The sequence below is a fragment of the Microcoleus sp. T3_A4 genome, from assembly GCF_036700465.1.
Taxonomy (GTDB): domain Bacteria; phylum Cyanobacteriota; class Cyanobacteriia; order Cyanobacteriales; family Microcoleaceae; genus Microcoleus.
On record NZ_JAUBOY010000030.1, the window covers coordinates 90,971 to 98,573 of the forward strand.

Sequence of the window (7,603 nt, forward strand, 5' to 3'; positions counted from 1 at the left end):
GCACAAATGAACTCAAACCACAGAGAATTCAATCTTTCCAGACGCAATTCCCTCAAATTTGTCGCAGGTGCCATTGGTACAGGGATACTCGCAGCAGGAGCAGGAGCTGATTTTGCTGCACCCGAACCAGCAATTGCTCAAAATGACTTGACTCCCGATGGAGCTCTGCAAAAGTTAATGGACGGGAACAAGCGGTTTGTTGAAAGAAAACGCCAAAGTCCCAACCAAGACTTACCCCGCCTCGTCGAAGTTGCCAAATCTCAAAAACCCTTTGCTGCTATTCTCGGCTGTGCAGATTCCCGCTTTCCTTCGGAGATTATTTTCGATCAGGGATTGGGAGATTTATTTGTCTGTCGCGTGGCCGGAAATGTTGCTACCCCAGAAGAAATTGGCAGCCTGGAATTTGGCACGCTGGTACTGGGAGCAAAAGTGCTGGTGGTAATCGGGCATAAAAGGTGCGGTGCGGTAGACGCAACCATCAAAGGGGCTCAAGTTCCTGGTCAAATTGGCAGTTTGCTCGACGCCATTAAGCCGGCTGTAGAAAGCTCGAAAAGCCAAGCAGGCGACAAGCTAGAAAATGCCTCAAAAGCCAATGTTGTGCTGCAAGCTAACAAGTTGAAAGCCTCTCCAGTTATCTCTCAGTTAATTGCGGAGAATAAACTGAAAGTTGTGGGTGGATATTACGATTTAGACACGGGCGCCGTCAATATTTTGGTTGAGTCTTGAGGCAATTTGGAATTGATAATTGGGGAAAAAGTAACATTTAAACTCTCAAGTTATCAAATCATAAAAGCGTGCTAAATTGAGAGTTAATATCAAATAAGTTAGCATCGGAATAGTAAATTCGAGTTAACTGTCAACCGTCAACCGTCAACAATTATTCCGGTGCAACCGGAATTGATATTACTCTTCACTCTTCACACATTATGCTTAGTGCCTTGCTCTGGTTGCCCGCCTTGGGCGCTGCGGTAGTCGGGTTCCTGCCCGGAAATATCAATGGGATGCGTCTGCGTTCAATAGCCTCGGCTTTTGCGGCAGCTATTTTCATTTTGAATATCTGGCTGTTGACTCAATTCGATCCAGCAAATTCGGGACTGCAATTTCAAGAATATTTACCTTGGATTCCACAATTAGGTTTGAGCTACAACTTGGGCATTGACGGCTTGTCCTTGCCTCTGCTGGTTTTAAGTGCTTTGCTGACGCTATTAGTCATTTACGGCACTGGCGAAAAGATGGAGCGCCCCCAGCTTTACTACGCTTTGATTTTGCTAATCAATGCTGGTATTGCCGGAGCTTTGATGTCTCAAAATTTGCTGCTGTTTGTACTGTTTTACGAAGTAGAATTAATTCCTTTTTACCTGTTGATTGCGATTTGGGGCGGAAAGCAGCGGGAATACGCTGCCATGAAGTTTTTGATCTACACGGCAGTTTCGGGACTTTTAGTGCTAGCAGCATTTTTGGGTGTGGCTTGGCTGAGCGGTTCTTTAAATTTCGATTACAGTGCAATTACTACTCAAGAATTGCCGAGAAATGTGCAGTTAATCCTGCTAACAATTTTGCTAATTGGGTTGGGAATTAAAATTCCCTTGGTGCCGCTGCACACTTGGCTACCGGATGCTTACGTCGAAGCTTCGCCAGCAACAGCAATTTTGCTGGGAGGGATTCTGGCGAAGTTGGGAACTTACGGTTTAGTACGGTTCGGCTTGCAGATGTTTCCCGAAACTTGGTCGATTATAGCTCCCGTTTTAGCGATTATTGGGACTGTGAGCGTGATGTACGGGGCTTTGAGCGCGATCGCCCAAAAAGACATCAAGCGCATGGTAGCCTATAGTTCGATCGGGCATATGGGCTACATCCTCGTTGCCTGCGCCGCGGGTACGAAGTTGGCATTAATCGGTGCAGTCGGGCAAATGGTAAGCCACGGCTTAATTTTAGCTTTGCTATTTTATTTGGTAGGCATCATCGAAACCAAAGTTGGCACGCGGGATTTGGACGTACTCAACGGTTTGATGAACCCGATGCGGGGTTTACCCACTGCCAGTTCTCTGTTAGTTTTGGGCGGCATGGCAAGCGCCGGCATTCCGGGTTTGGTGGGTTTTATTGCCGAATTTTTAGTGTTTCAAGGCAGTTTCTCGATCTTTCCAATTCCAACTTTACTCTGCATTTTAGCATCGGGTTTAACAGCAGTTTACTTTGTGATTCTGCTCAACCGCACCTGTTTTGGGAAGTTGGACAATGCCACGGCTTACTACCCTCCAGTTACGTTTGCTGAAAATATGCCGGCGCTGGTTTTGGCGGGCATCATTTTTGTGTTGGGAATTCAACCTGCTTGGCTGCTCAAGTGGAGCGAATCTACTACAAATGCGATCGTGGCTACTCTGCCGGCGGACAGAAATACCCAAGTTGCTATTAGCTATCCCGTAGAGCACTCGGATATGGAAATCGCGTCTACACAAACGAAGTCCGCCTCTGCAGACTAAGCATCTACTCGTTTCCAGGCAGAGCCTGGAAACGCAGATCCAGAGGCTCTGCCTCCAATTTTCCGGCTCGCCGGCCTGGATATCGGTTCCCAAGCAGAGCCGGAAAACCAGTTAAAGAATCGCAGCTTTTTGCAATAATTCAAAATATTTAGATTCACTCCATCAAAGGAAGAAACAATGGTACAAACCCCTAATAAACCAGCAACTAAACTACCTCCTTCCAAACACGAATTTGCCGAAGTAATTCACAGGCTAGAAGCTGGCGGTGCGATGATTCCAGATACGCCGGAAAATCTGATGCAAATCATCGCTATTTGGAAAGCTTACGCGGTACCGATGGACTTTTACTGGCGGGACTTGCTTTACATCGCCGAACGGGTATTTTTACACCCGCTTCCTTTCTTTAAATACTTTTTACCCCAAGAGTATTTAGATTTACAAAATCACTATGCAGGTGACGGTGCAGATTTGCGGATTTGGCGCGGGACTGGCAGCGTTCACCCGGAACTCTTGGAGTTCATGGAGAAGGGTGAAACTGGTAAACTCCCGCGGCTGTTTCACCATTTGTGGCACGATCGCATTAACATGGAATTTGCCGAAGAGTGCATGAGGTCAATGCTTTGGCACCGGGGCTTGTACGTGCCTACCAATCAATTCGATCCTTATTTGGACAGTGACGAATATAAGGCTAATGCCGATCGGGCCATTAAAGCTTACTTCAAAAAAGACCCGTTCATGCTGGCACTTCACAAAGCATTTCCCGAAATGTTTTTAGAACAGTGCCGCCAAATGTCTTATTACAGCAATCTCGGTTTATTCTGGGAAGTCATGGCGCCGGTGTTTTTTGAGGTTTCCGACTTGTACGACGAAGGGAAAATTACGACAGTCCCGCAGGCGATGGATTTCCTAGTAAATGGCATATTTGCGATCGCCGGACGCCCGATTTACCACCACGTTCAAATCGACGGCGAAACCTACGAAATCATCCCCAAATCTAAGGGTTTCACTTGGCTTTATGAAGCAGCGTTACCTTACGTGGAAGCTGTATTTTATCGCACTTCACCGTTCCGAGGAACCAAATCTTACAATGCTCAAGCTAAGGAAGTTCCTGACGACCAAAAAGACTTCCACTACGGAGTTTTGTATGCAGACAAATTCCCGGTAGGTACGGCGGGGATTCCGCCGACTTTGCTAGCACAAGATATGCTGCATTTCCTGCCGCCTTATTTGATGGATTTCTACAAACAGCGCTGTCGCGGCGAAGATGATATTCTCAATCAAATTGGAGTGACATTTCAGCGATCGATGTACTGCGTTACTTCGGCAGTGTTTCAAGCGTTGCGGACGGCTCTTTTGTATCCTTTGGATGACCCCAATCCGAAGCATTTGAAGGCAAATAGGGCATTCTTTGAGGCTCAGCTTGATCGCTTCTGTCGCCCGGAATACGGTATGAAATATGCTGCGAAGCTCAAGAATATTCAGACTTCGGATTATAGGTAGTCCTCGCGCATTGGGAATGGGGCATCGGGCATCGGGAATTTGTTATTGCAAAAACTCCTAAGCTGTTCGGCATTTAAAAGACGATAGTAGGGTGCGTCAGTACAGAAGTGTTTCCCGCATCCTTCGCGTAAGTGTTCACTCTTGACCCACCCTACAAGCCTCGTTAGTGGTTTAAATGCGTGACAGCTTAATGATTACCGATTACTAGGCCCCATCCGATTTTAGATTAAAATTACCAATTGATCTAAAATCTAAAATGTAAAATTGTCCAATATCCAATGCCCGATGCCCGATACCCTATGCCCCTTCCCCAATAACTATGGACAGCAAAGATCTAGCCAAATATATCGAAGCAAAGGACGGGATTTCCAAACCTTGGCTGTTGGTGCAACTGCGGCTGAAAAAATTGCAAGAAAGGCGCTCGGAGATTTCTGCTGAAGAGTATATGACAGAACTTACTGACCTTCACAAAGATTTAATGAATCTGGGGGAATGGTGGCTGGGAATCGAAGATGAGGTTTTCTAGGCGATTTGAAGAATGCTAGGTGCGGGGATGGGTTCACCTTCTTCCTGCCAAGCTTCTAGATACATTTCGAGCACTTCTTCGCCATGTCGGATGGCTTCTTCGCGGGTTTGGCCGTGGGTACAGGGCATGACCACGCGCTCGGCAAACTCTGGAATCGTCACGAGGAAAAGTTGATCCTCGTCAGACCATTGGACGATCATACTGTATCGATTCATGAATCTTCCTCCTTTAACTCGTCGAGTTCGGCTAACAATATTGCCAACTGCTTCTCTAAATAGCGTGGCACATCATCTCCGTCTTTGCCTGGAATTGTTAATGTCTTCCCAATCAAAGGATGCTGCCATCTCTCATGGCTGCCTTTTCCGCGTTTTGGCAAATAAATAAAGCCCTCACGGGTAATCTGAGCTTTTAACTCGCGAATTTTTCTAGGCATGGTGATTGTCCATTTTCTACCTCCATTTTCTCACTTAGCCATTTATTTTAATTTTTCCTTTGTCCATTCTCGCAGTTGCTCGTCGGGGCGATCGCACTTTAAAATTTCTCCATCAAATCTTTTTCTTGGGTATAGGCATCTCGTAGCTGTTGCAGCGCGGGCCCAGAAATGACCGATTTAACAGTAGCTACCAATTGGCCCCACTCTAGCAAGCTGTCAACTGAAACAGCTTTTTTGAACTTGTACGTGTAGAATTTCGTCCAAAATGCTGGTGCTTGCTTGCTTTTCCAGCGTTTGTACCATCTGCCAAAATCTTGAGGTGCGATCGGCTGTACTTGTAAAATAGGAGGAAAATCGGCGTAGCTAACAAAGCGGCTGATGCCTTTGGCGTGAACGTAAACCATGTAGCGACAGCATTCTATGCGGTAAATCTCCTCTGCTGAGATATTGAACAGGAGTGCAACTGTTTCTTCGGTAACGAATCTAGCCAGCGGATGCAGGATTGGCGATTTGTGAATTATTCTCGATTCTGCGATCGTTCGCGATTTTGCCGGAGTTTCTGATATCATGGCTAGTACACCTCTGGATATGGTTAGTAGACTTCTGGATATGGCAAATGCACTTTTTGATAGAAAGAAATAATCTGTCCAGATTAGGTTTTACAGACGATCGCCCTTTAGTTTTCCAGGCCGGGGGGCGATCGCTCTTTACATATAACATTGTACGACGCAATTGCATCAACTGTCAAGCATGGGTTTAGTCAGGCTAAAAATTAGGGAACTAGCGGCGGAGAAGGGCTGGACGCTTAAGGAAGTATCCGATCGTTCCGGGGTAATTTATAGCACTGTCAGAAGCTATGCTCGTCGTCCTGAAATGGCAATGGTTGACTTTACTTGCCTGCGGAAGTTAGCTCGGACTTTTGATGTGATGATTGAGGATTTGGTTGAGGTTTTGGAGGAATAGGTCGATCGCCCTTAAGTTGTCTAGACCGGGGGCGATGGCTTTTTTGTATTTTTTACACTATAGCATGATTAACTGTAGTTAGTCAAACATTATTGTAGTTAATCGGATTGAGGATGGTAACATCAAGGAAAGTTATTAATCGTTGATTATTCTTCGTGGCAAAAACTAATACGGCGATCGCGGTCAGTTCCGTGATTAAGGAAGTCATTCAAAAACAAGCCCAAGCGACCCGACTAACTCAGAAGGAAGTCGTGTACTTGGGAATGCTGGCAATTGATGCACTCGATAAGGAAAGCCGCCAAGAATTGGCTGACAAGGTGCATCAGATGCAGGTCAATGGCGAGATTTGAGGGGAAAAGGTCGATCGGCCTTTCCACGTTTCCACTATAAACCCTAGTGTTTCATCTTGTCAAGACGCGCTTAAGCATTTTGCATCGCAGATAAAAGCTCAGCTTAAAGGTGCTAAGATTTAGTCAAAGTTGTTAATCTCCCGTTACCTTTGTGACTAGAGCCAGTACCGCCATTGGGGTTAGCCCCATAATTAAGGAACTTGTGCAGAAAAAGGCGCTAGCAACCCGGCTAACGCTGAAGGAAATTATCTATGTCGGGATGCTGGCGATCGACGAGTTGGACGAAAAGCGCCTGCAAGAGTTGGCTGATAAGGTGCATCAGATGCAGGTGAAGGGCGAGATTTGAGGGGTTGAGAAAAACCAGGTCAACAGTTCAGCTTTACGGCTAATCACTGTGCAAGAATTTCACAATGAAGCAAACATGAGAAAGAGGTTTATTCAGATTATCTAGATGGCCATTAATTTCATCATCAAGTAAGACAACAGATTTTAAACTCGCCTATTCTCTTAACTTTTGGCATTGATTCTTCATTCGGCTATAGGTTCTGGTGCAGCGCGGTTGTTGAGATGCTGTGGCTACCTCGGTGCTTTACGCCAACCATTTGTGATCGCCTCTGACTCTGTGCAAAACCATCTCTCACCCCTAGCTGGATCGATAACTGTTGATTCGTAATCTTCCATGCCTGGAAGGTGATAAACCTTATTGCCTGTATCGATCGAGATGTTGCCTTTGATAGTACATCCTGGTTTTGCGATCGATGTAATTGGAGAGAAAGAATGACTACGACTCAACTGGATTGTAAAAAGCACAATGACAGCCAGAATCCCAATACCAAAAACTGTTTTGAGTACACCGCGTTTCTGTGGTTTCTGCTTTTTTGGCTGATGTCCAGGTGCAACACCTTGAATTGATGCTCTAGTGGCACGTACTTTCCCGTCTGTTTCAGCAACTGGATCGTACAAAATCGTATCTCCGACTTTTGGGCGACGACTTGCTTCCTTCAGCGCACTGATATGCAAGAAAACTTCTTTACTGCCATCATCCGGTTTAATAAAGCCAAACCCCCGATCGTCTTTCCAGGTTGTCAGTTGCCCTTTATTCAGAACAGGTTTCATAAAATTGAACTTTTATTCCTGCTTAACAGACTCAGCCAATTGCTTCGCATTCTCTCGCCGATGAACATTAATCGGACTGTTGCGAATATCAGCTTCTACCATAGCCATTAGTTCATCTCACTGAGAGTTTAGAGCCTCAAGCCGTTGACAGACACCTAATATCAGGTTCGGATAATTAGTTATAATTAAGGGCAGCCGATTCACAGGGACGCCAAACCCCCTATGCCAAAAAAAG

At 45.7% G+C, this 7,603-nt stretch carries 11 protein-coding genes; 7 read left to right on the forward strand and 4 right to left on the reverse strand.

Going from position 1 to position 7,603, the window contains the following annotated elements; all coding sequences use genetic code 11:
* The first annotated feature begins 6 nt into the window (after positions 1-6).
* From QUA07_RS18065 to QUA07_RS18080, 4 genes are all read left to right on the forward strand, one after another.
* Complete coding sequence (locus tag QUA07_RS18065) at positions 7-726, forward strand: carbonic anhydrase (protein ID WP_333327486.1); 720 nt, start codon at positions 7-9, stop codon at positions 724-726.
* Positions 727-926: 200 nt separating this feature from the next.
* Positions 927-2,480, forward strand: coding sequence for an NADH-quinone oxidoreductase subunit M (locus QUA07_RS18070; RefSeq protein WP_333327489.1), 1,554 nt, complete (start codon positions 927-929; stop codon positions 2,478-2,480).
* A gap of 177 nt (positions 2,481-2,657) precedes the next feature.
* Positions 2,658-3,980 (forward strand): CO2 hydration protein, encoded by a 1,323-nt coding sequence (locus QUA07_RS18075; protein WP_333327492.1) that lies wholly within the window; start codon positions 2,658-2,660, stop codon positions 3,978-3,980.
* A 319-nt stretch (positions 3,981-4,299) separates the two neighbouring features.
* On the forward strand, positions 4,300-4,506 hold the full coding sequence (locus QUA07_RS18080) for a hypothetical protein (protein ID WP_172190588.1): 207 nt from the start codon (positions 4,300-4,302) through the stop codon (positions 4,504-4,506).
* On the opposite strand, the gene QUA07_RS18085 is transcribed toward QUA07_RS18080, so the two are convergent.
* The 3 genes from QUA07_RS18085 to QUA07_RS18095 all read right to left on the reverse strand — a co-directional run bounded on the left by QUA07_RS18085 (position 4,503) and on the right by QUA07_RS18095 (position 5,508).
* Complete coding sequence (locus tag QUA07_RS18085; RefSeq protein ID WP_333078499.1) at positions 4,503-4,721, reverse strand: type II toxin-antitoxin system HicB family antitoxin; 219 nt, start codon at positions 4,719-4,721, stop codon at positions 4,503-4,505. The genes QUA07_RS18080 and QUA07_RS18085 overlap by 4 nt on opposite strands.
* The gene (locus QUA07_RS18090) at positions 4,718-4,939 is read right to left on the reverse strand and encodes a type II toxin-antitoxin system HicA family toxin (RefSeq protein WP_333078501.1); all 222 of its coding nucleotides are present in this window, start codon (positions 4,937-4,939) and stop codon (positions 4,718-4,720) included. Before QUA07_RS18090 ends, QUA07_RS18085 begins: the two co-directional genes overlap by 4 nt.
* Before the next feature lie 98 nt (positions 4,940-5,037).
* The gene (locus tag QUA07_RS18095; protein ID WP_333327496.1) at positions 5,038-5,508 is read right to left on the reverse strand and encodes a hypothetical protein; all 471 of its coding nucleotides are present in this window, start codon (positions 5,506-5,508) and stop codon (positions 5,038-5,040) included.
* A 181-nt stretch (positions 5,509-5,689) separates the two neighbouring features.
* Here QUA07_RS18095 and QUA07_RS18100 point away from each other — a divergent pair, with 181 nt between their 5' ends.
* The 3 genes from QUA07_RS18100 to QUA07_RS18110 all read left to right on the forward strand — a co-directional run bounded on the left by QUA07_RS18100 (position 5,690) and on the right by QUA07_RS18110 (position 6,598).
* Complete coding sequence (locus tag QUA07_RS18100) at positions 5,690-5,902, forward strand: helix-turn-helix domain-containing protein (RefSeq protein ID WP_006631307.1); 213 nt, start codon at positions 5,690-5,692, stop codon at positions 5,900-5,902.
* 155 nt (positions 5,903-6,057) lie between these two features.
* Positions 6,058-6,252, forward strand: coding sequence for a hypothetical protein (locus QUA07_RS18105; RefSeq protein ID WP_236506337.1), 195 nt, complete (start codon positions 6,058-6,060; stop codon positions 6,250-6,252).
* 151 nt (positions 6,253-6,403) lie between these two features.
* Positions 6,404-6,598, forward strand: a complete 195-nt coding sequence (locus QUA07_RS18110; protein ID WP_333055355.1) for a hypothetical protein — start codon at positions 6,404-6,406, stop codon at positions 6,596-6,598.
* Positions 6,599-6,828: 230 nt separating this feature from the next.
* Here the strand turns inward: QUA07_RS18110 and QUA07_RS18115 are convergent, their stop codons facing one another.
* Positions 6,829-7,368: a cold shock domain-containing protein gene (locus QUA07_RS18115; RefSeq protein WP_333327499.1), complete on the reverse strand. Its 540-nt coding sequence runs from the start codon at positions 7,366-7,368 to the stop codon at positions 6,829-6,831.
* Positions 7,369-7,603 lie beyond the last annotated feature (235 nt).